The sequence below is a fragment of the Microbacterium sp. Root1433D1 genome (assembly GCF_001426835.1).
GTDB lineage: Bacteria > Actinomycetota > Actinomycetes > Actinomycetales > Microbacteriaceae > Microbacterium > Microbacterium maritypicum.
Genome location: NZ_LMFN01000001.1, coordinates 768,585 through 792,668 on the forward strand (window position 1 = coordinate 768,585; position 24,084 = coordinate 792,668).

General features: G+C 67.1%; 21 protein-coding genes. 13 read left to right on the forward strand and 8 right to left on the reverse strand.

Annotated elements, in window-relative coordinates:
* Window positions 1–379: 379 nt before the first annotated feature.
* The 3 genes from ASD13_RS03730 to ASD13_RS03740 all read left to right on the forward strand — a co-directional run bounded on the left by ASD13_RS03730 (window position 380) and on the right by ASD13_RS03740 (window position 2,837).
* Window positions 380–1,426 carry an NAD(P)/FAD-dependent oxidoreductase gene (locus ASD13_RS03730; protein WP_055865913.1) on the forward strand — a complete coding sequence of 349 codons (1,047 nt, stop codon included), beginning with the start codon at window positions 380–382 and terminating at the stop codon, window positions 1,424–1,426.
* Window positions 1,427–1,692: 266 nt separating this feature from the next.
* Entirely contained in the window at window positions 1,693–1,959 is a 267-nt protein-coding gene (locus ASD13_RS03735) for a hypothetical protein (RefSeq protein ID WP_055865915.1), read from the forward strand.
* Between the two features lie 14 nt (window positions 1,960–1,973).
* The gene (locus ASD13_RS03740) at window positions 1,974–2,837 is read left to right on the forward strand and encodes an FHA domain-containing protein (protein ID WP_055865917.1); all 864 of its coding nucleotides are present in this window, start codon (window positions 1,974–1,976) and stop codon (window positions 2,835–2,837) included.
* A gap of 72 nt (window positions 2,838–2,909) precedes the next feature.
* On the opposite strand, the gene ASD13_RS03745 is transcribed toward ASD13_RS03740, so the two are convergent.
* On the reverse strand, window positions 2,910–3,737 hold the full coding sequence (locus tag ASD13_RS03745; protein ID WP_055865919.1) for an SDR family NAD(P)-dependent oxidoreductase: 828 nt from the start codon (window positions 3,735–3,737) through the stop codon (window positions 2,910–2,912).
* A 60-nt stretch (window positions 3,738–3,797) separates the two neighbouring features.
* Here ASD13_RS03745 and ASD13_RS03750 point away from each other — a divergent pair, with 60 nt between their 5' ends.
* From ASD13_RS03750 to ASD13_RS03785, 8 genes are all read left to right on the forward strand, one after another.
* On the forward strand, window positions 3,798–4,379 hold the full coding sequence (locus ASD13_RS03750; RefSeq protein WP_055865921.1) for a hypothetical protein: 582 nt from the start codon (window positions 3,798–3,800) through the stop codon (window positions 4,377–4,379).
* Between the two features lie 68 nt (window positions 4,380–4,447).
* A complete protein-coding gene (locus ASD13_RS03755) occupies window positions 4,448–7,333 on the forward strand; it encodes a YhgE/Pip domain-containing protein (protein ID WP_055865922.1) in 2,886 nt (961 codons plus the stop codon).
* Entirely contained in the window at window positions 7,330–9,510 is a 2,181-nt protein-coding gene (locus ASD13_RS03760) for a YhgE/Pip domain-containing protein (RefSeq protein WP_055865927.1), read from the forward strand. Before ASD13_RS03755 ends, ASD13_RS03760 begins: the two co-directional genes overlap by 4 nt.
* Window positions 9,511–9,538: 28 nt before the next feature.
* On the forward strand, window positions 9,539–10,156 hold the full coding sequence (locus tag ASD13_RS03765; protein WP_055865929.1) for a TetR/AcrR family transcriptional regulator: 618 nt from the start codon (window positions 9,539–9,541) through the stop codon (window positions 10,154–10,156).
* Between the two features lie 382 nt (window positions 10,157–10,538).
* The gene (locus ASD13_RS03770; protein ID WP_055865931.1) at window positions 10,539–11,939 is read left to right on the forward strand and encodes a threonine/serine ThrE exporter family protein; all 1,401 of its coding nucleotides are present in this window, start codon (window positions 10,539–10,541) and stop codon (window positions 11,937–11,939) included.
* Window positions 11,940–12,042: 103 nt separating this feature from the next.
* Entirely contained in the window at window positions 12,043–13,113 is a 1,071-nt protein-coding gene (locus ASD13_RS03775) for a hypothetical protein (protein WP_055865934.1), read from the forward strand.
* A 190-nt stretch (window positions 13,114–13,303) separates the two neighbouring features.
* Window positions 13,304–13,579: a hypothetical protein gene (locus ASD13_RS03780; protein WP_314473027.1), complete on the forward strand. Its 276-nt coding sequence runs from the start codon at window positions 13,304–13,306 to the stop codon at window positions 13,577–13,579.
* Window positions 13,580–13,699: 120 nt separating this feature from the next.
* Window positions 13,700–13,843: a hypothetical protein gene (locus ASD13_RS03785; RefSeq protein ID WP_157535565.1), complete on the forward strand. Its 144-nt coding sequence runs from the start codon at window positions 13,700–13,702 to the stop codon at window positions 13,841–13,843.
* Between the two features lie 31 nt (window positions 13,844–13,874).
* Here the strand turns inward: ASD13_RS03785 and ASD13_RS03790 are convergent, their stop codons facing one another.
* The 5 genes from ASD13_RS03790 to ASD13_RS03810 all read right to left on the reverse strand — a co-directional run bounded on the left by ASD13_RS03790 (window position 13,875) and on the right by ASD13_RS03810 (window position 18,619).
* A complete protein-coding gene (locus ASD13_RS03790; protein WP_055865940.1) occupies window positions 13,875–14,447 on the reverse strand; it encodes a hypothetical protein in 573 nt (190 codons plus the stop codon).
* Between the two features lie 34 nt (window positions 14,448–14,481).
* On the reverse strand, window positions 14,482–16,149 hold the full coding sequence (locus tag ASD13_RS03795) for a DUF7927 domain-containing protein (protein ID WP_055865942.1): 1,668 nt from the start codon (window positions 16,147–16,149) through the stop codon (window positions 14,482–14,484).
* 14 nt (window positions 16,150–16,163) lie between these two features.
* The gene (locus tag ASD13_RS03800) at window positions 16,164–16,460 is read right to left on the reverse strand and encodes a DUF7882 family protein (RefSeq protein ID WP_017829372.1); all 297 of its coding nucleotides are present in this window, start codon (window positions 16,458–16,460) and stop codon (window positions 16,164–16,166) included.
* Between the two features lie 96 nt (window positions 16,461–16,556).
* Window positions 16,557–17,594, reverse strand: coding sequence for a methionine synthase (locus ASD13_RS03805; protein WP_055866877.1), 1,038 nt, complete (start codon window positions 17,592–17,594; stop codon window positions 16,557–16,559).
* A 20-nt stretch (window positions 17,595–17,614) separates the two neighbouring features.
* Window positions 17,615–18,619: a DUF1852 domain-containing protein gene (locus ASD13_RS03810; RefSeq protein ID WP_055865944.1), complete on the reverse strand. Its 1,005-nt coding sequence runs from the start codon at window positions 18,617–18,619 to the stop codon at window positions 17,615–17,617.
* Window positions 18,620–18,741: 122 nt separating this feature from the next.
* On the opposite strand from ASD13_RS03810, the gene ASD13_RS03815 reads away from it, so the two are divergent.
* Complete coding sequence (locus ASD13_RS03815) at window positions 18,742–19,683, forward strand: LysR family transcriptional regulator (protein ID WP_055865946.1); 942 nt, start codon at window positions 18,742–18,744, stop codon at window positions 19,681–19,683.
* Window positions 19,684–20,045: 362 nt separating this feature from the next.
* Here ASD13_RS03815 and ASD13_RS03825 read toward each other — a convergent pair whose 3' ends face one another.
* Both ASD13_RS03825 and ASD13_RS03830 read right to left on the reverse strand, forming a co-directional pair.
* The gene (locus ASD13_RS03825; RefSeq protein WP_157535566.1) at window positions 20,046–20,846 is read right to left on the reverse strand and encodes a hypothetical protein; all 801 of its coding nucleotides are present in this window, start codon (window positions 20,844–20,846) and stop codon (window positions 20,046–20,048) included.
* 98 nt (window positions 20,847–20,944) lie between these two features.
* Window positions 20,945–21,364: a hypothetical protein gene (locus ASD13_RS03830; RefSeq protein WP_157535567.1), complete on the reverse strand. Its 420-nt coding sequence runs from the start codon at window positions 21,362–21,364 to the stop codon at window positions 20,945–20,947.
* A gap of 236 nt (window positions 21,365–21,600) precedes the next feature.
* On the opposite strand from ASD13_RS03830, the gene ASD13_RS03840 reads away from it, so the two are divergent.
* A complete protein-coding gene (locus ASD13_RS03840) occupies window positions 21,601–24,027 on the forward strand; it encodes a hypothetical protein (protein ID WP_157535568.1) in 2,427 nt (808 codons plus the stop codon).
* Window positions 24,028–24,084: the final 57 nt, after the last annotated feature.

Sequence of the window (24,084 nt, forward strand, 5' to 3'; positions counted from 1 at the left end):
GGAAGGTCAAGCGGGCGCACCGAACGCCGCACGCGGACCAGGACGTCCGCGCACTCGGAAGTGTCGCCTCACGGGAGAGGAAGCAGGGCCCCTCCTGGATGCTCAGCGGTGCTTCGGGGGCTGCCCCTGGCGGGATCCGCGCTCCGGGCGACGGCGCGTGGCACGGCGACCGTGTCGACAGGAATGGGTACCGGCGACGCTGTTCATGCACTCTCCTCCTTGAGATACCGGGGCCCCGCTGAGCGCGGGTCCGGCGGCCCGAGCGGGCCGGTGTGATGATCACTGCTGACATGATGTTACCGGTAACAGATTTCGGAACACAAGACCTTCTCACTGCTGAGCACAGACGAGCATCCCCTCGCTCCTTAAGCTGGAGGCGATGTCTGACCTCCGAGCACCCGCGAACGCCCCCATCGTCGTGATCGGCGCCGGTGTGATCGGCGCCTCCATCGCTCACCATCTGGCTCGCGCCGGACGCGAGGTGGTCGTGCTCGACAGCGGAACTCCGGGCACGGGAGTGACAGCCGCGTCATTCGCCTGGGTCGGCATCGCCAAGAGCCCCGCCGACGCGTATGCGGGTTCGCTCCGCGAGCGTGCGCGGCCGGAGTTCGATCGCGTCCTCACCGAGATCACCGCGCCCATCGGGCTACGTCCGTTCGGTGCTCTCACGTGGGAGGAGTCCGAGGAGCGGACTCGCTCCTTCGTCTCCGACCACCAGGCTGCAGGGCACCGGATGAAGCTGATCACGGCGTACGAGGCGCGGATGCGGGAGCCGAGCCTGCGCGACGTGCCAGACCTGGTGGCATACGCCCCCGACGATGTGGGGGTCGATCCGGTCGCCTTCACGCGCGCCCTTCTGCAGAGCGCACAGGAGCACGGGGCGGAGGTGCGCACCGGCACCACCGTCCTGCGGATCGTTCACGATGACGGCCGCGTTCGTGGGGTTGCGACCGACCGAGGCGTGCTCGCCGCGAAGAGCGTCGTCCTCGCGGCCGGCACCGCGTCGACCGGCCTCGCCGCGTCGGTCGGAGTCGATATCGACGTCGCGGGGTCTCCCTGTTGCCTGCTGCGCTTCTCCACACCCCGCCCGCTCGTGCGGGGCATCCTCTCCGCCCCGGAGTTCGAGGTCCGCCAGCTGGACGACGCCACGCTCCTCGCCGCGGAAGACGTTCCCGCAGGTTTCTCCGGTGACCCGAGAGAGCTCGCCGTGGCCACTCTCGCCGCGATCCGCCGGTCCTTCGTCGATGCCGACGACGTCCGCCTCGAACATGCCGTGATCGCCGACCGACCGATGCCGGCGAACGGACAGCCGCTCGTGGGCCCGGTGCCGACCATGCCCGGCCTCCACCTGGCGATCGCCCACCCCGGCGTGATCCTGTCCGCCGAGATCGGACGCCAGGTCGCCGCGGCCCACACCACGCCCTGAGGTCTCCTCCACACGCGATCAGACGTGGAGGTGCCGACACGGGGGGGGTGATGACGTCGTGGATCACCACGAGCTGTTCCGGTGAGAACACGTCGACGTAATCGTGTGCTGCTCTCCCGCTTGAGGAGAGGGCCTCAGTGGGGCGCTCCGCACGGGGATCGTCTGCATAGCTCGAAGCCCGGGAGACGGGTGTGACTGCATTGTAATTCCCGCTTCTCGGGCGCATAATCTGAACAACAGGACATGGCGTCAGCGAAGGAGCTCCCATGAGTGACCAATCGGAAGACTCGGGGCTGTTCTCTTCAGCCTCAGGTCCCAGCGGTGCGTCGATCACCGACTGGACGGATCTCGGACGGGAGATGTGGTCCTATCTCACCGGTCGTGGGGCAGCTGTCAACTACACGTTCGAGGACATGACGGTGGAAGTGCCCAGAGACATCGGACCTGACGCGCCCCGGGCGACCTGGAAGTTCAACGGCACCCTTCGGGTCACCACCAGCGACAGCGCCTCGGGCGAATCTCGGTCCGACTGAGAAGACCGACGCCGATGATCCATCTCGATATCGACCTGCAGGTGGAGCAAGCCGCCGCGGACGGCGGCCCTCCGACGAGGTTCGAGGTGCACGCTGCGGGCCGCGAGATCGTCATCACCTTCGAGTCCTCCTCCGGCTTCGGAGGGATGGGACGCCACGAACTCACTCAGCTCGGTCCACTCGCCGACGGGCTCGCCCGACGAGGTATCCGCGTGCGTGTGGAGGGTCCGAAGGGGACTTTGGTTCAGTTCGGCGACGTGAAGTCCGGTCCGGTCGGTCGGGCGATCTCGGGCTCCACGCACATCCGGCTCGGGCATCTCACCACGTTGCTGTCCGAGGCGAAGCAACGGGAACGCGGTGATGGCTTCCAGCTCCCGCTTCCCCCACCCACACTGTTCCCTCTCGTGCCCACTCTGAACCGGCGAGTACCGCGGCGTGTGACCACGACCCACTATCTCCCGGGTTCAGGTAGGCCGCGATTGATCTTCGCCGTCGGTGACGGCGACTGGGACCGCAGCCGACCACGAGAGTTCGATCTGCTTCCCGACCGGACGACGATCGGCTCCGATTCCAGTGCCGACCTCCGCCTCGAAGGCTTGAAGGCCATCCACGCTGAGGTGCGTCGCAACGAGGATGACGAGTACGTCCTCTACTCGTATGGCGCGACCGGTGGAGGTCGGCCGAACCTGCCGCACAGTTCCGACGACGCGAGGATCCTGCGCACAGGGTCACGGATCGAGATCGGATCGTGGCGTCTGGCTTACTACCGTGAGGAGTTCGCCGACCACGGACGCCCGTTCGGTGGGCGGCAGGGCGGCGAGTACGAATTCCAGAAGCAGCAACCCGTGCGCCCATACGGTTCGGGGGAGCTCGGCTGACGCCGAGCCGAACTCCCCAGGTCCGCTGATCGGGACCACGCCCTTGGAGTCGGGCACTTCAGTCGATGCCGATCAGCCGGCGGCGATCCAGGATCGCGTGAAACCGAGCACCCCGCTGCCGTCGGTGTCCGCGAGGGAGACCCCGACGAATCTGGTGGCACCCTCGGAGCTCTGCCAGCGGAACCGGTACTCGTCGGACAGGACCGCGTCTGCGATCGCCGCCCCCGCGGATTCGGCGGACTGCGCATTCGCGAACGCGCCTGCGGTGCGGGAGATGTAGGCGTCGAGGAGCGAGCCGTAGGGGCCACCGCTCTCCGGCCGGACGGCGTTGTCGACGAAGGCGCTGGCGACCGCGGCGGGCTCGATCACACTGACCCCGACGCCGAATCGTTCCGCGACCACCGCCAGCGACTGCATGAAACCCTCCACCGCGAACTTCGCTCCGCAGTAGGCGTCGGCGAACGGCTGGCCGACGGCTCCGCCGACGCTCGTCACGGTGAGGATGCGCCCGCTGCCGCGCTCGCGCATGCCCGGCAGCACGAGTTTGGTGAGGTTGACCGGCGCCAGGTAGTTGATGTCGAGTTGCGCCTGGACCTCCTCCATCGTCAACTGCTCGGCCGTCGCCACGCTGCCTTGCCCGGCGTTGTTCACGAGCACGTGGATGCCCCCGAGCTCCGCCTCGATCTGCGCCACCAGTCGTGCCGCGGCGGCATGATCCACCACGTCGAGAGCGCGCACATCGACCTCGACCCCCGCTTCTCCGGCCGCAGCCCGCAAGGCGCCTGCCTTCGCCGTGTCGCGCATGGTCGCGACCACGTGCAGCCCGCGTCGTGCCAGCTCGACGGCGGCGTGGAGGCCCATTCCCGATGACGTTCCGGTGATCAGTGCGATGTCGTTCATGAGGTGACTCTACGACGAGCCGCCCGGAGGCGGCGGGGTGCTCCGGGCTAGGATCCCAGGATGTCGGCGACGATCATGGAGGCACCGATGCCCAGCACCGTACGTCTGCGCGCAAGCGCGCTCCTGGTCGCAGGAGTGCTGGCCTGCGCCGGTTGCTCCGCGGCGATGCCCAGCCCGCCGGCGGCTGTCGGCGATGGCTTCCCCGGCACCTGCCTGCCGTCCGAGGTCTCCTGGCCCTCCGACTTCCTCGAGTCCCTGCCCGGAGAATCGGAGGCGATCGGCGGCACCATCGTGGGCGTTCGCCTCGAGTGGGTCGACTCCGACTTCGTGTGGCGGCTGCGCAGCGCCGACACCCGGGTCGACATGTTCGGCGAACGGGTCGACGATCCGGCCTTCGGCAGGGAGTCACTGGTCGACGTCCGCACGCTGGAAGTCATCACGACGGGCGAGACCGAGCTCACCGAGGCGGAGCAGCAGATGAACGGCAGCAGCGCCTACAGCGCGGCCCAGCTCTCGGGCGAGGAATATCCGAGTCCGCTCATCGTCGAGATGGCACGGGTCATGGAAGACGGCTCGCCCGCGTGGCGGCTGACCATGTGCGACACCGCCACGAACGAGATGACCGTCACGTCTCTGGGCTGACCCGTGTCTGCGCACATCCCCTCAGCTAACTTGCACGTTCGTGTGCACGTAACGTGTAAACTCGTCCCGTGAAACAGAGCTGGCGGATCTACAAGCGCGACGTCAAGAGACTCTCCCGCGTACCCAAAGCCTGGATCATCATCATCGGGGTGCTCATCACCCCGGCCCTATACGCGTGGTTCAACATCAACGCGTTCTGGGACCCCTACGCCAACACCGCGAACATCCGCGTGGCGGTGGTCGATCTCGACGAGGGCGCCACCTCCGACCTCACCGGACACATCGACATCGGCGAGCAGGTGACCGAGCAGCTCGAGGACAACGACCAGCTCGGCTGGCAGTTCATGGGCGAAGACGAGGCCCAGGAGGCGGTGAAGAAGGGAGACGTCTACGCCGCCATCGTCATTCCCGCACAGTTCAGTGAAGATCTGCTCAGCATCACCAGCGGCGACTTCACCCAGCCGGCACTGCAGTACTACGTCAACGAGAAGGCCGGCGCGATCGCGCCGAAGATCACCGACGTCGGCGCCTCTGAACTCGACAAGCAGGTCACGACCGCCTTCAAGGAGCAGGTGGCGCTCGCAGCGACGAACGCCCTCAAAGACGTCGGCGACTCCACGGAGCTGCGGCTGCTGAACGCCAGGGACAACACCCTCAACGCCTTCGACCAGGCGACCCAGACCCTCTCGTCAGCGCGCGAGAACCTCGCAGAGACGCAGGAGGGGCTCACATCCTCCCGGGGCACCCTCTCGTCAGCGCGGGGCACGCTCGGCGACGTCGACAAGACGCTCGGCGATGTGCAGAAGTCGCTCGCCCAGACGCAGTCGATCATCGCCGAGACGCAGAAGGAGGTGATCGCCTTCACCGACAGCGCCACCACGGCGTTCCTGAAGGGCACCACCCTGCTCGCCGACGCCTCCTCGAAGGCGAACGTCTCGATCACCCGTCTCACCCAGAGCCTCGAACAGGCGGGGGTACGCATCGACGCCGGGATCGACGACGTCTCGAACGTGCTGAAGGCGAACGAGGCGGCGGCCGCCCGACTGCAGACGCTTCTCGACAACACCGACCTCAGCGACGACACGAAGCAGCGCCTGACCGAGGTCATCGCCTCGCTCCAACAGCGCAATGCCACCGACCAGCAGCTGCTCGCGGATCTGAAGACCCTGAAGGCCGGTGCCTCCGACACCGTGGCTTCCGTTCAGGCGGCAGCCGACGCCGTGGACCGGGCGATGCAGGACACCCGGGATGCCTCGGCGGCGATGCGCGACATCCTCACCCGCACCGTCCCCTCGCTCAACAGCGCCATGTCGCAGCTGTCGGCGAGCGTCGGATCGTTCTCGGCGGCGCTGGACGCGCAGAAGGGCGTGCTCGCACAGGCCGATCAGCTGCTCGCCGGGCTGGACTCGCAGCTCGTGGCCACGTCGTCGGCGCTGCAGAGCTTCGACAACGACCTCGCGGGCATCGAGCAGGGACTGCAGACGTCGCGCACCGACGTCGTCGCCCTCAACGCCGCATCCGAGTGGGGTCTGCTCGGCACCCTGACCGATCTGGAGCCCGAGCAGATCGCCCAGTTCATCTCCTCCCCCGTCGAGGTCGACGAGCATCTGGTGTTCCCCGTCGACACCTACGGGTCGGCGATGGCCGCGCTCTTCACGAACCTGTCGCTGTGGATCGGCGCCTTCGTGCTCATGGTGATCTTCCGCGTCGAGGTCGACACCGAGGGCGTCGAAGACGTCACCGTGCGCCAGGCCTACTTCGGCCGCTTCTTCCTCTTCGCGACGCTCGCCATCGGCCAGGCGCTGATCGTGTGCATCGGCAACCTCATCATCGGTGTGCAGACCGTCACCGCCGCGGCCTTCGTCGGCACCGGTGTGCTCATCGCCCTCGCCTACGTGAGCATCATCTACGCCCTCTGCGTCGCCTTCGGCCACGTCGGCCGGGGCCTGTGCATCCTGCTGGTGATCATGCAGATCCCCGGCGCGTCCGGCCTGTACCCGATCGAGCTGATGCCCGGGTTCTTCCGTGCGATCTACCCGCTCCTGCCGTTCTCCTACGGCATCGACGCGATGCGGGAGACGATCGGGGGCTTCTACGGCGACCACTACTGGCGCTTCCTCGGCGCTCTCGCCGTGTTCGTCGCTCTCGCGTTCCTCGTCGGGCTCGTTCTGCGGCGCCGTCTCGCCAACTTCACCCTGCTCTTCAACCGCCAGGTGCTCTCGACCGACCTCCTGATCGGCGAGAAGGTGCAGGTCGTCGGCAGCGGATACCGGCTCACCGACGTGATCAGGGCGCTGTCGAACCGCGCCGAGTACCGCGAAGACCTCGCTCGACGGGCAGAGCCGTTCACCCGCCGCTACCCGACGCTGTTGAAGGCGACGGTGCTCACGGGAGCCGCGGGCCTCGTCGTGCTCGGTGTCCTCACCTGGGCGCTTCCCGAGTCGAAGGCACTGCTGCTGGGACTGTGGACCCTCTGGATCCTGCTGGTCATCGGATTCCTCGTGACCATCGAGTACATCAAGCACAGTTTCGAGAACGGCGAGGAGGTCGCCGCTCTCGACGAGGCGGAACTGCGTCAGCTCGCCCTCGCGGACCCCGCCGGCCATGCGGCGGTCCTGCCCGTCACGACAGCCGAACCGCTGCCCTCGACCTCATCCGCCCCGATCGCCGCGACCGAGGCCGAGGCCCCGGTGACGGATGCGACGGCCGAGCGGGACGAACCGGCCGCCGGTGTCGAGGCCGACGCCCTGCTCACGGAGTGGTTCGGTTCCGAACCACAGCCCGACGCCGCCCCGGAACCGGACCCCGGCGCCGAACCGGATGCCGACCCCGTGCAGCCCGAGACGACCGCGGCGGTGGACGCCCCGGAGGACGAGGGACCGACACGAACGGCGGAACCGGAAGAGGACGAACCGGCCGAGCACCAGCGAGCAGAAGGAGAGGACCGCGCGTGAAGGACATCCTGCACCTGACACTGCGCGACGTTCGTCACGCCACCCAGAACGTGATGGCATGCATCGTCCTGTTCGGTCTCGTCGTCATCCCCTCCCTGTTCACCTGGTTCAACGTGATCGCCAGTTGGGATCCGTTCGCGAACACGAAGGACCTGAAGATCGCGGTCGCGAGCACCGATGCCGGCTACGAGAGCGACCTCGTCCCGATCCGCGTGAACGTCGGGGAGCAGGTTCTCTCTCAGCTCCGCGGGAACGACCAGCTCGACTGGGTCATCACCGATGAGCACGACGCGATCGACGGGACGAAGTCGGGCGAGTACTACGCCGCGATCGTGCTGCCCGAGACCTTCAGCGCGGACATGCTGACCTTCTACGCCGATGGGGGCGACCGCACGCACATCGCGCTCTACACGAACGAGAAGAAGAACGCGCTGGCGCCGAAGATCACCGGACAGGGCGCGGAAGGGGTGTCGTCCGAGATCAGCGACACGTTCGCCCAGACGCTCGGCGACGTCGCGCTCGGCCTCGTCTCGTCGTTGTCGGACTACCTCACGGATGAGGACACGCAGGCAGCACTCACCCGGGTCGAGGCGCGCCTGGGGAGTGTGGGCGCTCAGCTGCGCTCCGGTGCGCACACGGCCGACACCTTCACGGCTCTGCTCGAGGGGAGCCGGCCGCTGCTCGACAGCGCCTCGGCCCTGGTCGACACGGCCGGTGACGCGTTCACGGACACCTCGGGCGCGCTCGGCAGCGGGGTGGACGCGGCGAACACGCTGAAGTCCACTCTGCAGACGGCGGCACAGTCGCTCGCCGATGCCCTCGCGGCGACCTCGAACAGCTACGACGCCGTGGGACAGCGCATCGATGAGCTGTACGCCGCGGGCGACACTCTCAGCGGCGCCCAGGTGCAGGCGATCACCACACTCGCCGAGCGTGTGCAGCAGCAGGCCGATCAGTACGCGGCGCTCAAGAACACGCTGGAGACCGAGGTCGGCCCGAACCTGCCGGAATCCGCGCAATCCGACTTCGACGCCCTGATCAGCCGACTCGACGAGGCGATCGCGCGGCAGCAGGCTCTGCAGGATCGCCTCCAGACGGCGGCGACCGACATCGCCGCCGGCAACGACGCGGCGCAGAGCTCCCACCAGGAGATCTCCGCCGCCATCGCCGAAGCCAAGAAGGCGCTCGCCGATGCACGGAGCACCTACGACAACGGCCTGAAGGCGCAGCTGAGTTCGCTGTCGACGACTCTCTCCCAGATCGGGTCCGATGTCTCGGCGATCCGCTCCGACCTGTCCGGCATCACCTCGGGCCTGTCCGGTGCCTCCGATTCCGTGCTGTCCACGCTGTCGCGCGCTCAGGAGGCCACGACGCAGCTTTCGGAATCGCTGAACACGATGGCCGACAGGTTCGACGCCGTCCAGCAGTCGATCGCGAAGGCCGCCGACACCGGCGACCTCAGCGAACTGACCGGCGCCGACCCCGGTGTGCTCGCCACGTCTCTCGCCGAGCCGGTGCGCCTCGACCGCACCGCGGTCTTCCCCGTGGCGGGATTCGGTGCGGCCATGGCGCCGCTGTACATGATCCTCGCGCTCTGGGTGGGCGCGCTTCTGATGACCGTGACGATCCGCGTGGACGTGAACGCCGAGACGCTCCCCGACCGCCCTGAACTCACACCGACGCAGAAGTACCTCGGCCGCTACGGCATCTTCGGGCTGGTCGGTCTCGCACAGAGCACGCTGCTGACCCTCGGGCTGATCCTCTTCGTCCAGGTCGAACCCGCGCATCCGCTTCTGCTGATCCTGGCAGGATGGGCGATCTCGACCGTGTTCACGCTCATCGTGTACACCGCGGTGGTCGCTTTCGGCAATGCGGGCAAGGCGCTCTCGGTACTGCTCCTGGTGATCCAGATCTCGGGCTCGGGCGGCGCGTACCCGCTGCAGCTGCTGCCCGACTGGTTCCAGAGCATCAGCCCGTTCCTTCCCGCGACCTACGCGGTGAACATGGTGAGGTCGGCGATCGCCGGCGTCTATCAGGCCGACTTCTGGTGGGCGCTGGGCGCACTCGCGCTGTTCATCATCCCGGCACTGCTCCTCGGGCTCGTGCTGCGGCGCCCCTTGATGACGTACAACCGCAAGCTGGTCGAAGCCCTCGCGTCGACCAAGCTGATGTCCTGATCCCCGCGACTCCGCGAAAGGACCCGAAGTGACCGCACCGAATCCGCCGCGTCGACGCGACGCCCTGGCCAACCGCGAGGCCCTGCTGCGCGCGGCGCAGTCGGTGCTCGCGAGCAACCCCACGGCGTCGCTCGACGCGATCGCCCAGGCCGCAGGTCTCACCCGCCGAGCCGTCTACGGCCACTTCGCCGACCGCGACACCCTGCTGCGGGAGGTGATCGCCGCGGGTGCTCAGCGCTTCAACGCGATCGCCGAGACCACCGACGAGTCCGACCCCCGGGTGACCCTGGCACGGATGGCGACGCGTCTGTGGCGGGAGGCCTCCGCTGTGCGCGCATCGGCCAACATCGCCCTCGACGACGCGCATCTGACCGACACCGTGCTCGCCCTCGCGCCGCTGCGTCACCGCATCCGCGATCTGACCAGGGCCGGTGTCGACTCCGGGGCGTTCCGCGGCGATATGCCCGCCGAGCTGCTCGCCTTCCTCATCGAGGAGACGGCACGAGCCACGCTGCGCGAGCTGCGGCTCACCACGGCCGACGCCGACTCGACCGTCGTGCGCGTCGTGCTCAGCATCGTGGGGCTCTCGTGGAGGGAGCAGGCCGAGCTCATCAGCGCGCACCCCGAGATCTTCGCCCAGGACTGAGCCCGCGGGCGAGCGAAGCGCGAGACCCGTGATCGACGTCGATGAGCGGGACGCCCGAGGGGATGGCGCGCACCGCGCCGACGACGCCAGTCCCCTCGCGTCCGCGCGATAGCAGCGTCGCCGCCCGTGCGTCAAGGGACGGGCGACGATAGGAGCACTCGCTGTGTGCGTGCGTATCGTGGAGGACACGAAGAGTCGCTTCAGCGCTCTGAGTCGGTCGAACCGGCGCGCATTCGGATTCTCTCTCGGGTCTGGGATGCGGCCCGGGGGTCGGTGCGCATGCGCAGCTTCTCACTCGATTTCGCCGGTCCTCCGCGTTCGGGTCGCGGAGGACCGGACAGTCTTCCCCCCGATCGACGGCATGGACGGGAGAATGGACGATATGTCCGCGAGATCCCGCCGGCCGCTGCTCTCCTCCGTGCGCCGCCTGCTGCACACCGATCCCTCGGCGGTCGCGCACACCGAGGCCATGCCGGTCATCGACGAGCGCACGGTTCCCAGGGTGCTCGATCTCGCCACGCGCATCGGAGAATCGATGTTCGCGGTCGGGGCCTCGGCGCACGAGGTCACGCTCGCCATCACCCGGGTGTGCGACGCCTACGGGATGCGGGGCGTGCAGGTCGACGTCACCTACAACTCGATCACCGTGTCGTTCCACCTGAGCGGCGAGGTCTGGCCCGAGACGCTCGTGCGCGTCGTGCGCGTCACCGCCCCCGACCACGCGAAGCTGCAGCGCGTGCAGGCCCTGGTCGCCGACATCGACGGTGGACTCGACCTCGAATCCGCACGCACGACGTTCCGTGCCATCCGACGGGTGCCGTTCCGCTACCAGCAGCCCGTCGTCATCGTCGCCAGGGCACTTCTCGCCGTGGGCGTGAGCATCATGCTGGGCGCCTCGCCGATCATCGTCGGCCTCACCTTCGTCGCGGCCCTGTGCGCCGCACTCACGCAGGCCGGTCTCGCCCGACTGCGCGTGCCCCTGTTCTTCAGCCAGATCGCCGGAGGGTTCGTGACGACCGTCGTGGCCGTCGTGGTCTCCGCCCTCGGCACCGCGGGGATAGAGCCGTTCGTCGGCATCCGCCCTTCGATCATCGTCGCCTCGGGAATCGTGCTGATGCTCGCCGGCCTCACCGTGGTCGGTGCGGCACAGGATGCGATCGACGGCTTCGCGTTGACCGCGGGCGGACGCATCCTCGATCTGACGATGCAGACGCTCGGCGTGGTGATCGGCATCCTCGTCGGCCTGGAGCTCGGCGGCGTCCTGGGGTTCACCATGGGCCTGCCCGACGACCCTGCGCCGTTCGGCCCGCTCGTGAACCAGTTCGCAGGGGCGATCATCATCGCCGTGGCCGTGGCCGTGTTCAACGGCGCCGGCCTCCGCATCATCCTGGTCAGTGCGCTGCTCAGCGCCGTCACTCTCGCGGGCTACTCCGCCTCGGTCGCGCTGAACCTGCACCCGGCTGCGGCGAGCGCGATCGGCGCCCTGCTCGCGAGCTTCCTCGGGATGCTGATCGCCCGCAACCTCCACGTGCCCTCGGTCGCGGTGACCACCGCGGCGATCGTGCCCCTCGTTCCCGGTGTCGCCGTGTTCCAGGGACTGCTCGAGATGGTCCACGCCGCCGGCACCTCCACCGGCATGCTGCTCGCCGGCGGGTCGCTCATCGATGCCGCGGTCATCGGCATCGGCCTGGCATCCGGCGCGTCACTCGGCCTGTACCTGGGCACCCCGGTGCGCGCCACTCTCGCGAGCGTCGCGAAGACCCGCGCCCGCGTGCGCCGCTGACCCGCCCGGAGGAGTTCCGCAGCCCCCGCCGCCGAGAGCCGGAGAGCCGAGAGTCGGCTGGGGATTCCGGTGCTCGACGCCCGTTGCCGCATAGGCTTCCCACGTGACTCCACCCCCGCCTCCCCCTCGGCGGACCATCACGTGGATCGCCGGCGGTGTCTTCGCCTGCGCCACGGCCGTCGTCTTCTGGGTCGTGTCGGTGTCTTCTGCCTCCTCGGGGGCGGCATCCGTCCTGATCGGACCGCTCGACGAGCTCAGTCTTCTCACTCTGTCTGTACTCCTGGCTTTCGGCTCCCTCGGCGTCGGCCTGTGGAGCATCGAAGCGCCGCGGAGGATGCTGCCGCTGAAGGTCATCGGCGTCGTGCTGGCCACGTGCGCCGGGGCCCTCGCTGCCCTCGCTGCGGTCTTCACCGTCGACGCGAACGTGACGCCCGTACTGCGCAGGGGCTGCGACACCGGGTACGTGGTCGTCGAGCGCTCGTTCCTCATGGGATCGAGCGGCACGGTGTACCGGCAGGACGGGGCGTTCATCGTCACTCAGGTCGGGTGGTCATCCGGTGACAACGGGCACCAGCCGTTCTCGATGGGCGGCTACGCCGTGACGGAAGAGCGCGGCATGCTGACTGTCTCCTACGCCGTCAACCGCCCTGTCGCGAGCACGGGGGTCACGGCCGGTTCCGGCACGTCGCTCTCGCTGCCGGTTCTCGACGACCGCACGCCGCAGTGCGGGCTGCACACAGCGAGGAGCGCCGATCAGGCTCCGTACCCGCCGATCCCCTCCCCCGAAACGGAGAAGTTGACGATGGAGAACGTCGACGGCGCGATGAGGGAGATGATCGGCGCATCGTTCGACGCCGCTGCGGGAGCGGTCGTCGATGCCTCGGGTGCGCCGCTGGACTCTTCCTCGCTGCCGTTGTCGTCGACACCCTGCCCGGAAGGCCCCGGCACGCAGCGCGAAGTGCAGATCGCGTTCCGCACCGACGACAACAGCCGATCTCTGGAACGGATTCTGGCGGTGTGGGACCAGGCTGGCTATGCGAAGGACCGGGCGATGCAGGAGGACATCCGCTACAGCGAGAGCCTTCCGGTGGCACGCGTGGGCATCAAGGACACCTCGAGCCTCGATGGGCTGATCCACCTGACGTCGACCTCGGTCTGCATCCCTCCCGCATAGCGTTCCCGATCGCTGCGCGACCGCGGGACGAGTTGAGCAATATATCGGCTCCGACGTACAATTCTGCTGAGTTCTGGCGGGCTGAAGAGCGCCCGTTGACCGCGCGGATGCCCGACCGGCACCGCCCGGGGGTGGTGCGCTCCTCGGCAGCCGATACCGGCCAACCGATTGGAGTGTTGAGATGTTCACGATGCCCGATCCCCGATTCGAGCTGAGGAAGATCACCGATACCGAGTGGCTGATCCTCGATCACCGCTATGCCCAGGATGACTCACGGCGCACGGTCGCCTGCGTCTATCAAGTCGATGCCGTCGAGGTCGAGGTCGTCTGGTTGCGCGACCTCCCGCTCGCGAGCTCCTACATGTCCGCAGCCGATGTGTTGGAAGACGTGCAGCGCTTCCACGCGCCCCGCCGCGCGGGTCGTCCGATCCCGATCCCGCACCTGCCACCCCTCGCCACCGCCTGACGGAGGCTCACGCGCAGACGGAATTCTGCGGGTGGACGCGCCCGCCTGTCAACGGGCAGGCGGGTGCGTCTCGCAGAGGCGAGACTGATCGATCACCACATCCATCGATCGGAGAATCAGATGTCAGACCCGCAGAACCACGACGGCGACACCCCCGAGGTCGAGGCCGAGGGGATCGATCCCGACATGCCCTCGACCGGTGACTCCGACGACGATGAGGAAGACGACGACGACGAAGGTCTCGACGTCGCCGATCTGCCGTAGCGGTCCCGCGGACGGGAGACGCAGTGGCGGGTCAGCCCTGTCCGGGCTTTCCCCACATCTCCCCGGGGGCGAGGGACGGACATGTCGCGGAGGCACTGAGGGCGGCGACCTCTGCGCGGATCGCGACGCCCGACTCCACCTTCGAGACGGTGTAGACGATGCCCTGCTGCGACTCATCGGCCGGGATGTAGCCCACGAGCACGCCGTCGAGGTTCGGGTCCTCCTCCCACGGTGAGCCCCCCGCCGTGCTGACGAGGTCTGCCGTGGGGTTCTCCCGCAGCCAGTTGGCAGCCCGCGCGACTGTGGAGTCGGCGAGGGTCCAGTAGCCCTCGAGCTCGGCGACCGGCCGGCACGGCCACCCCTGATACGAGTTGAACGAGGCGGGGCTGTCCGCCACGCGCACGGCTCCCGGTGGCACCACGGCCGCGTCCAGCCACGCCTGCGCCTGCTGCTCCGCGGCGGCATCGACTCCTGAGGTCTCGACACTCGGAGATGCGGTGGGTTCGCTGGTCGGGGCTGCGGCATCGTCACCGGCGCCGGTGGCGCACCCCGTCAAGACGAGGAGGGCGGAAAGGCTGAGGATCAGAGCGGAGCGCCGGTGCATGCCCCCACTATAGGGAGCGCGGTCCCCGCCGATCTCAGGCGAGCGGGTGGCGCGCACGCCTCCGGACGAGGAGCATCGCACCGGCCGACGCGAGCGCGATTCCGAACGCGACGACCCCGGGGCCGCCCCCGCCGGAGCGGGCGAGCTCTGCGGGAAGTGCCTGGTTGCCCTGCCCGACAGACGGAGGCGTGAGAGCGACGACCTCGCGCGTGAGCGTCTGACGCTCCACCGGCACGGCGCCGCCACGAGCATCAGGGCTCGCGGCCTCCACGTCGACCACGATCGCTGCGCCGCCCGTGATCACCAGGGCGGAGAACGACAACGTCACGCTGTCTCCGGGCGCGATCGCTCCCGTCCAGCGCAGCACGTCTCCCTCGAGAACGGCGACGCCCGTGGTCGCGCCGATCGGACGATCGATGCGAGCCGCCCGCAGCAGCGATGCCAGATCGGCGGTGAGGGCCGCATCCGTCAGCGGTACGTTCCCGCTGTTCGTGAGCGTGAACTCGTAGCCGACCCGGTCACCCGGCCGCAGCGACGTGCCCTCAGCCGGCGATGCGGTCGTGTCGAGGTCGAGTCGCGGCGACGCCGCCTCGGTGACGCCGATGCCTGCGCTTGGCCCCGTGTACATCAGCAGGGTCGACGTCTGGGTCGATCCCGAAGGATCGTGGAGTGCATCCGAGACGCTGCCGATGGTGTTGAACAGCCCCACGAACCGACCGGCCTCCGGCACCGCGGGGTTGTCGGCGGGGAGGTAGGTGACGGCACCCGTGACCTCGCGCGGGGACGAGAGCAGATAGAAGGCACCATCGATCGGGTTCGGGATCGTGGCGCTCACGACCGGGACACCATCGAGGGAATCGTCGCAGTCGAGGATGTAGTCGGAGCCGGCGACGAGAACGGTGCCGCCGCTGACGGGGATGTTCACGGGTCCGGGGTCTGCGGCGAACTCACGCAGTTGCACGGCGTCGCAGTCCGGTGTCGATCCGCTGAACGGAGGGCTCGGGTCGGCGCTCGCGGTCACCCACTGTCCGCCCCGCGCGGCGAGCGCGGAATCGCCTTCCGCCTTCGTCTGGACGACGAACCTCCCGACCGAGGAGGGCGTCGCACCGTGGACCCAGTGCCCACCGACGTGCTGGAACAGGTCGATGGACACCCCGTAGGCGACGTCGACGGTGTGACGCGCACCGTCCGCGGCGAACTCGGCGTGGTAGATCCCTCCCCCGGCGGCGAGGATCCCGCTGCCGACGACCTGGAGGAAGAACGTGAACGTGCCGCTCATCTTCCTGCTGTTCGCGGCGGCCTCGGTGAACGTTCCGGTCATCGTGTCGCCGTCGGCGCCGTGGGCGGTCACGACGACGTCGACGAGAGCCGCTCCCGACGCATCCACGATCGATGCGTCTTCGCTCAAGACGACCCTGGCGCCGGCGGGCGCGCGCACTTCGAAGGTGTCGCCGGCGTTCGGGAGTTCCCGCTCGACAGTGAGGGTGACGGCGAAGAAGGGCAGGGCAGCCGACGGGACCAGCGGATTCGACGCCTCATACGGAGCCACCGAGATGTCGGTGACCGTGGGGGCGGGTTCCGCGGCGAGCGCGGGGGCGTCGGCGATGCCGGCGATGCTCGCGGCACCGACGAAGAGACCGACGACGAGCGCGGATCGGCTGAGGGAACGACGGATCCCCGACGCGCGGAAGACCCCTGACACCTCGCTGATGTCGCCTATCCGAGCTGGTCGAGGACGAGTTCTCCGCGGGCGTTGAGGTTCTCCATCATGCGCTCGATCCGCTTCGTGTCGATCTCCGGCATCCTCGAACCGTCGAACGCGAGGATCAGCGGGATCGCCGGATGCATCCAGATGGTGAGTCGGCCGGCGGGGTTCTTCTCCTCGGGCAGCCAGGTCATCATGAAGCTCTCGTGACGGCGGAGCTTCGTGCCGATCACGATCTTCAGGTGCGCCAACGTCGCATCATCAACCTCGATCGGAGGACGAGAGCTGTTGTACTCGAGAGTTCCCATGGTCTGAGAATACGCGCTCCCGCGTGCCGCATCTCGTGTCGGCGCCGGGTCTCGATCGGGGACCTAAGTGCACCCGTCGAGATCCGCCGCGGTAGATCAGGCCCCGGCGGCGGTAAGCTCCTCGCGAAGCAGAGCAGCGCCCGCGCTGAGCGCTCGCAGCTTGCCGCGTGCGAGGTCTCGTGACAACGGCGCCAAGCCGCAGTTCGTGCTCGGGATGAGCTTGTCGGCGTCGACGAAGCGGAGCGCGTTCCTGAGGGTCTCGGCGACCTCCTCCGGGGTCTCGATCGTGTGGCTTGCCACATCGATGGCTCCGAGCATGACCTTCTTGCCCCGGATGAGCTCGATCAGGTCCAGTGGAACGTGCGAGTGGTGGCTCTCCAGCGAGACGACGTCGATGCTGGACTGCTGCAGCAGCGGGAAGGACTTCTCGTACTGCCGCCATTCCGAGCCGAGAGTCGCCTTCCAGTCCGTGTTCGCCTTGATCCCGTAGCCGTAGCAGATGTGCACCACGGTCTCCGCGCGCAATCCCTCGGCCGCCCGCTCGAGCATTGCCACGCCCCAGTCCTGCACGTCGTCGAAGAAGACGTTGAACGCCGGCTCGTCGAACTGGATGATGTCCACCCCGGCCGCCTCGAGCTCCTTCGCCTCTTGATTGAGGATCGTCGCGAACTCCCAGGCCAGCTTCTCGCGGCTCTTGTAGTGGCGATCGTAGAGGGTGTCGATCATCGTCATCGGGCCGGGCAGTGCCCACTTGATGGGCTGATCAGTCTGCTGGCGGAGGAACTTCGCGTCTTCGACGAACACGGGCTTCTCTCGGCTCACGGCGCCGACGACCGTCGGCACGCTGGCGTCGTACCGGTCGCGGATCCGCACGGTCTCCCGCTGGTCGAAGTCGACGCCGGAGAGATGCTCGATGAACGTCGTGACGAAGTGCTGGCGCGTCTGCTCCCCGTCGCTGATGATGTCGATGCCGGCCTGGCGCTGCTCCTGAACGGCGATGCGGAGCGCATCCTGCGTGCCCTCAACCAGGGCGTCGCCCTGCAGTTTCCACGGAGACCAGAGCGTTTCCGGCTCGGCCAGCCACGACGGCTTCGGAAGACTGCCGACGATCGAGGTGGGAAGGAGTGTGTGCATGATCGGTGATTCTCCGTTGGTCATCCGACGGGGACCAGGCACGCGTCGGAGTAGTCGGCGGCCCACTGCTCGAGCAAGGCACCGTGCGGCTTCATGAGATGCGCGTCGGCATACTGCCCCTGCTCGGTCGCGAGCCGACTGCGCTCGTCGCGGTCGTAGGCGATCTTGGTCACCGAGTAATCCTGCTGCTCCAGGGTCGGCCGGTAGATGCTCGCGGCTTCCGAGTTCGCGTTGTAGATCTCGGGCCGGTAGATCTTCTGGAACGTCTCCATCGTGCTGATCGTGCCGATGAGCTGGAGGTTCGTGTAGTCGCCGAGCAGATCGCCGCGGAAGTAGAACGCCAACGGCGCGACGCTGCCGCGCGGCATGAAGTACCGGACGGAGAGGCCCATCTTGCCGAAGTACTCGTCGGTCAGCGAGGGATCCTTCTGCTCGTACTCGACACCGAGGATCGGGTGGTGGTTCTCGGTGCGACGGTAGGTCTTGCTCGTCGAGACGCTGATGCAGATCACGGGCGACACGGTGAAGCGCTCCTGATAGGCCTCCGAGTCGAGGAAGTGCTGGAACAGCTTGCCGTGCAGCTCGCCGAAGTCGGCGGGAACGCTGAACCCTCCTGCGGCCTCACTGGCCGCCGGCAGTCGCACGCTGAAGTCGAAGTCGCGGATGTAGGACGAGAAGTTGTTCCCCACGATGCCGTGGCTGCGCGACCCGGTGAGACGGTCGAGGACATGGATGTCCAGGACCTCGAGCAGCGGGAACTCCTGGTCCTCGCCCTCCGCGGCGAACTGCACCGCCACCGAGACGATCTCGAGTTCGACGGTGTAGCGGTCCCGGTCCGGGTTGTCCCAGTGCGCCAGATCGTTGAATCGGCGGTCGATCATCGTCAGGGCGTTGCGGAGATTCTGCTGACGATGCTCCCCCCGCGCCAGGTTGGCGAAGTTCGTGGTGATCCGGGAGTTGTCGGACGGCGAGTAGTCCTCGTCGAAGCGGGTGGTCGTGATGCGGAAGGTGAATTCGGATGCCATGAGGGCCAATCGGAGGGTGATCGGCCGGGCTCGGCCTCACGAAACGGGATCCCTCCATCGTGCTGCCGGAGGGACCCCATCGGGTAATGCGCCGCGACTATGCCGTGACATAGTCTGGGGCTATGGCCAAGCGCTCGAGCGGCATCACCCTGCAGCACCTCACGTACTACATAGAGGTCGCTGCGGAGGGCTCGATCAGCGCCGCCGCCGACCTGCTCTACGTCGCCCAGCCCACCATGTCCGCCGCGATGAAGGACCTCGAGAGCAGAGTGGGGCGCACGCTCCTGCTCCGCTCCGCCCGCGGCGTGACGCTCACCACCGACGGCGTGGAGTTCCTCGGATATGCCAGGCAGGTCGTCGAGCAGGTGGCGCTCCTCGAACAGCGCTACCTCGGCCGACCGCCGTCGCGACGACTGCTCGGAGTGTCGACCCAGCACTACTCGTTCGCGGTCGACGCGCTGGTGCGGATGGTGAAGGCGACCTCGGCGGCGGAGTACGAGTTCTCGCTGCGCGAGACGCGCACGTGGGACATCATCGAAGACGTCCGGACCCTCCGCAGCGAGCTGGGGATCCTCTACCGGAACGACTTCAACCGCAACGTCATCGACAAGCTGCTCCGCGACTCCGGTCTCGCGTTCCATCCGCTCTTCGTCGCGGAACCGCACATCTTCATCTCCCGCAAGAACCCCCTCGCCGCTCGAGAGCGCGTGACCCTCGCCGATCTCGCCGACGTGCCCAGGCTCACCTTCGACCAGGGCGCCAACAACTCCTTCTACTTCGCCGAGGAGATCCTCTCCACCCTGTCGAGCCCGCGGGACATCCGCGTCTCCGACCGCGCCACCATCTTCAACCTGATGATCGGGCTCGACGGATACACCATCTCGACAGGCATCATCAGCGATGACCTCGATCCCGAGATCGTCGCCATCCCCCTCGACATCGACGAACAGATCGAGATCGGCTGGATCGGCCACTCGGCGATCCCCCTCACCGAACAGGCGCAGCGCTACCTCGCCGAACTGCGCACCGTCGTCTCCGGCTTCGGGGTGGAACTGCTCGGCTGAGGTCGTCGAGGCCGAGCGTCCCGCCGAGCCGCACGCGGGCAAGGATGCCGGAGATCGGGAATCCCTGCGGTGAAGGCTTCTCCCTCTATGTGAGCCAAGGGGCGCGGACCGGCGTCCGCGTCGTCTCGATCCGCAGGTTCGCGTCGGAGCGGTCGACCGTCTTGTGCCACTCATTGCGGCCATCTCGCGTGAACCCCGCTCCACCGGCAGCGCGGTCGCTGGAGCCCAGGAGGACTCGGCCTCCGCCGGCCGAAGCGATCTGGATCGGAACACCGGAGTATGTACCCCCGTGTGCAATGCGGAAGAGGGGCAGCTCCTCCTGCCGATCAATAGCTCTGTAGGAGAACAGGCCCGACTTCAGATCATTCACCGTCCGGGTCCTCCGTCTCGGGCGCCCCGGCGATCTCCTCGAACGTGACGGACCGGGAGGAGGAACTCATCCGGTAGAACGTGAACTTCCGCTGCCCCCGGTTCCACACCGGAGTGCGGTTCGGGCTCGGGTCGTCACACTCACCGAGCACCTCGGTCAAGTACGTCAAGGTCGCCACGTACGCGTCATCGTCACTCTTCGCGATCAGCCCCGGCGGCCGGCGACTGGCGGGGAAGGTCAAACTGGCGCGCACACGACCGTCCGGGAACATCCGACCGGTCGGATTCTGCGAGACTCCTGCCGGTTTCGGCCAGAACCCCTTGTCGTTCTGCACGGCTCCCTCGTCTATGAGCCCGTGCGTCAGCAGCCAGGTCTTCCCGTCTGCGCCGTCCAGAAAGTCCTTCGCTGCAGCACGCACCGCCCGCAGCGAGTACGTCGACGTGAACTGCAGCTCCAGCTCCCCGCCGATGACCCGCGCGGTCATCGTGAACGGGCCGAGGTCCCAGTGCTTGTCGGATCCGACGGTCTTGCCGGCTTGGCGGGAGATCGCTGTCCGCAGCCGCCGTTCCGCCGCCGCGTCATCATCGACTCCGGTCAGGTCGGCGCGAATCCGCAGGTACGGGCTGACCTCCTCGTCTTCGTCTTCACCGTCGTCGTAGCGCACCTCGTGCAGCCCGATGGCGGCGAGCTCGGCTACGAGCTGCTCACGCGTCGTCGCCTGCTCACCGCTCACGGCACCGCATATTGCCGGAAGGTGCGTCAATACCCCGTCGAACTCCACAGAACCGTTCATCGAAGTCAGCGTAGCCACGACCGGCGGGTTCGTGATGAAGCACGCTCACCGAGCCGAGATCACTCGCCGGGACGTACTTGTCGAATCATCACCGGAACCTAGCAATTCTGAGCGCACCACTCAGTCGTCTCGACTCTCTCGACGGCCAATTGCTGCCACGCGAGATCCTCAGCCTCGGGACCACTGGCCCAGAGACCAACCAGTCGGTCACCTTCAATCGCAGCGACGTGGACGCCGGCGACTCCCCAGTTGACAATTCGGAACTCACGCCCGTTGCCGTCGCCTTGACTGAATGCGGCACCGACTGCCGGGATCATGATCGTGGGTGTGCCATCAGAAAGAACCAGTGATGACCCGGCCAGGTCACACTCGGGGGTGCCCATCTCGTCGAGTTCGTCAATGGGGATCTCTGAGATCTCGCAGGGTGAAAGCTGCTCCGCGCCAGGTGGAACCTCGACCCCGCCCGCCTGGCAACCAGCGAGGCACAACGCCAACACGACGGCTGCAGAAACGCTCACGCTCCACCGAGTAATCCTCACAGGGCCAACATACACACGTGGTGGAGAAACACACGCCAGGAGCGCATTCGGACACGCATCATCACCGCTGAGGTGTCCCCCGTTTGGCGGACAGACACGAGCTTCAGCTCTCTGCTAGCTTCAGCGAAGTGGCGGTCGCGGCATTGCAGCCAAACGAGCTGCGAGATCCCAGCACTCTGACTAGGGCTTATGCCTTCTCGTCCGAAAGGTCCATTATGCGCAAAGCTTCGGCGTCCATTCTCACCGTGCTTCTTCTGGCGGGATTGATCACAGGGGTAGACACCATTTCAGCCGAGCCAGCACAGGCCGCTCCCATCACGCGACTCGTCACAGGATCCACGGTCGCGATCACTTCGGACAACGTGCGAGCAATCACGCATCCTGGCAACGCGACGACGGGAATAGTGAGCCCAGCCAGCGATCCAATAGCAATTGCGCAAGCGGCCGCACTCGCCAACGTCTCGGGTGCGGCAGTGATCGTCTCGTCATCGGCCACCGACGCGGCGGCCGTAAACACAGTTGTCGCGCAGAAGAACATCACTGGCCTGACGTTCATCGGGTCCGCGACCGATTTTCCTCAGAGCTACCGGGACGCAATCGATTCACGCGTGACCGCAAAATTGGCGGTCCTGAACAACAGCCCGTTCGAGCGGTCAAAGCTACTCGCTCCCGCCGACACGACCGCTTTCGTCATCGCGAAGAGCTCGAACATTCCCGCAATGGAAGCAGCTCTCTCCTATAGTTCGGCGACGAGCAGCGCCCTGTTGGTCATGACTGGCGCGGAACCGGCGAACTCCATCAGAGACTTCCTGTCACCGATCGCTGATCCGAAGGTGACGCTGGCCGGAGATCCCGGAGTCTCCGATCAACTCGACACCGACGACACGGACCACTACGGCGAGCTCCTCGTGGACAGCGCCACCTCCACGAATTCGTCCTACGACAACATCGTGCAGTTGCACGTCGACGGAAAGGGCCGGGCCGCCAACAGCGTGTCGATCGCGCCCGGCGGCGATCTTGCGTCGTTTGCACTCGCCACGCTCGTTGGGCGGGCGGATGGGTCAGTGACACTTCCGGCCGGTGCAGCTTCGAGCATCACGACGAACAGCCCCGCCGACTATCATCTGCAGCTGCTCAAGTCGGAGTTGAAGAGTCTGACTTTGGTCGGCACCGCTACGACCAACGCGCAGCTCACCGCCGCCGCAGGGCCATCTGCGACCGCGAGAGTGTCCGCCCCGGCATGGACCGTCACCAACACGACTCTCGGCACCGGCACGTACACGATCACGTTCACCGCCCGGGCCGGTGCGACGAAGTACAGCGTCCTCGATTGGGACAACTCCGTCATCGCCACCACCACCAGCACCACCATCACTCTGCCCGGAACACCTGACTACATGACGCTGGCGGCATTCGGCCCGTCGAACACCGAAATCGATCGGATGTACTACCGAAGCAACACGTACAACGCGCCCGCAGATCGCGGAACTGTGATTACCGGAACGATTCAGAACGGCACAGCCAACCTCCGCATTCTCGGTGAGGCCGGCGTGCCGAGGAAGATCGTCCGGACCATGTTCGACCCTTACGCCATGCTGGGTGACGAGCCGATCCCACCTCAGACGGTCGCGATCACCTGCACCACGAGCTACACGGAGACCGGATTGGACCCAGAGGTCCAGTGGACGTACGAAGTCGTCAACTTGACCCTACTCACGGGATCCGGGTGTGGAGCCACGTCGGGCACGCCCATAGCTGGAACCAGCCTCCCGGTCGCCGCCGTCAGCCTGCCCCTGACGCAGGATCCGTGGGCGCAGGCTCGAATCGGAGTACGAGGGACGGAGGATCTGCAGCAACCGCGCCAAGGCGACGCGAGCACGCAGCCGTTCCTGCCCCGACCGGGGCAGACTCTTTCGGACGCAGCTCGCCAACGGCTCGCCTACGAGGAGCTCCACCCCGAAGTGGCCGCCGCTGAAAGCTCTGCGCTACGCACGTCAGGGGCCGCAGAGACGATGGGGGCCGCTGTCCCGGACGCGGTGGCAGCCGCAGCGACCGGCTCTCAGTTCGTCTTTTCCTACCAGGCGTACATTCCTGAGGCCGTTGTCGTCGGGCCCGGCCACAGCTTGGACCCGTTCAAGCCCGTTATCGTCTACAACGGCTCCAACCGGGCGTGGTGGGACGTCAACAATGTTCATACGAAGTTCGACATCCGCGCGTATGTCGGCGACACCCAGATCTTCCCCACCAAGTTCATGGGAGAAACGAAGCGCTGGCACTGTGGGCCGAACTTTTTCCGCCAGACGACGGAGTGCTCGCTCGTTGGCACGACAACCGCCTCATTGAACGAACTCGCAGTAACGGGGACGATCTCGGGGTCAACGACGACCATCAACTTCACCGCGCATGCGACCAACCCGCTGGAACCGTTTGCCGCGGCGATCGATGGCCAGATGAAGTTGACGTTGACCCCGCGGTCATGGGATCTATACGGCACCCACGACCGGATGCCGGTACACCAGTTCTGGTGGTCGCCGCTCTACTCGGAGGGCACCCTTGCGTATACAAGCGAGGACTTCTATAAGCTCTACTGCCTCGTTCCGGGCGTGCGGGCTTGCACAGCAGTCGTAAACGTTCGGCTGTAGGCGCACCCTACGTGAAGAATGACCACTGCGATGATGCCGTTGTCGTTTCGGAGCGAC